Origin of the sequence: [Clostridium] symbiosum ATCC 14940, from assembly GCF_000466485.1 — a bacterium.
In the GTDB taxonomy this organism is placed as follows: domain Bacteria; phylum Bacillota; class Clostridia; order Lachnospirales; family Lachnospiraceae; genus Otoolea; species Otoolea symbiosa.
The window spans coordinates 1-1,070 of sequence record NZ_KE992841.1 but is presented as its reverse complement, the minus strand read 5'-3'; the positions used below and the strand labels follow the sequence as shown (position 1 = coordinate 1,070).

Annotated in this window: 1 protein-coding gene; it reads left to right on the top strand. The window is 35.2% G+C overall.

The features are described from left to right. The first annotated feature begins 487 nt into the window (after nucleotides 1-487). Nucleotides 488-979 (top strand): immunity 42 family protein, encoded by a 492-nt coding sequence (locus CLOSYM_RS04615; RefSeq protein WP_044902137.1) that lies wholly within the window; start codon nucleotides 488-490, stop codon nucleotides 977-979. Nucleotides 980-1,070: the final 91 nt, after the last annotated feature.

The following is a 1,070-nucleotide window of genomic DNA, read 5'->3' as shown; positions in this document are numbered from 1 at the left end:
TTGTCGGTCACGAACAGTTTGTGCTAAGATGAAAGCAATAGAAACACAGTAAATGGTTTACCGCCTTTTCCAAAAGAACAGAGAAAAAGGTGCAAAAGTTATGATGGTTCAGCGTCAGTGCCAAGGGGGATTCTAATACTCAAAGAAATGGTGTCCCTGTAAAAGAAAAAACTAAGGCATCAAATGGATTAGATTACCAATCAAATCCCAAGCACACTCCAGGCCAACCTGGCAATAGACCTAATGCTGGAATAGAACCTAAAAATTCCTTGGATTTATTTGGAGAATCAGTTCCTTCTACATCAAAGCCAAATCAAAGGTTTACTTATGATGCGGAAACTAGCACGCTACATCGTTTTTACAATGATGGAAATGGCACATGGCATTGGAGTGGTTCTACGAATCAAGGAGCAAATTCTATTACAGGGAGTCAGGTTCCAAATGATATAAAAAATATATTTGGCTTACCCAAAAAAGGATGGTAGTTATGATATTAGGGAATCCATATAAGTTTTCAGTATTTATTAGCACAATAAAAGAATGGAATATAGATAATGAATTTTGTAATGGAGTTTTGCTCTTTTGCATTGATGGAAACATCTTTCCTAAAAAAATTGTTACTGCGACTCTTAAATGTGAGATTCAGTTATTAAAAGAAAAATTGAGGAATCTTATTACTAATGAAAGGTTATATAATATGCAAAGAGATAAAGCCTTTGCCGAAATATATAATATCACATTTCCGGAGGATATAAGCATTGACAATGATTACCGCTTTGATATAACGCCAGAGTCATTTGCGGATGAAAACTGTTATGTTTTTGCAGTTAGTAATGGAAAAGAAGTACGCATTATGGCAACGAAGCTGAATTACATTGTGGAAGAGTCGAGACATGAACTTAGTAATGTAGATATAAGCGAAACATTTATTGAAATTGAAGATTTAAACCAAATAATATCGCAATTAGAGATCTGCTAATTATTTGCAATGAGATTAAAGACATTCGCCCAGCTTTGCCGAGCGATGCCCTCAGAAGTTATGCGTTTTCCAGCATAACCTCTTTAACCTG

What these genes read in the sequence shown, in the direction of transcription:
- CLOSYM_RS04615 (WP_044902137.1), top strand. Translation starts at nt 488, where the DNA reads ATGATATTAGGGAATCCATATAAGTTTTCAGTATTTATTAGCACAATA.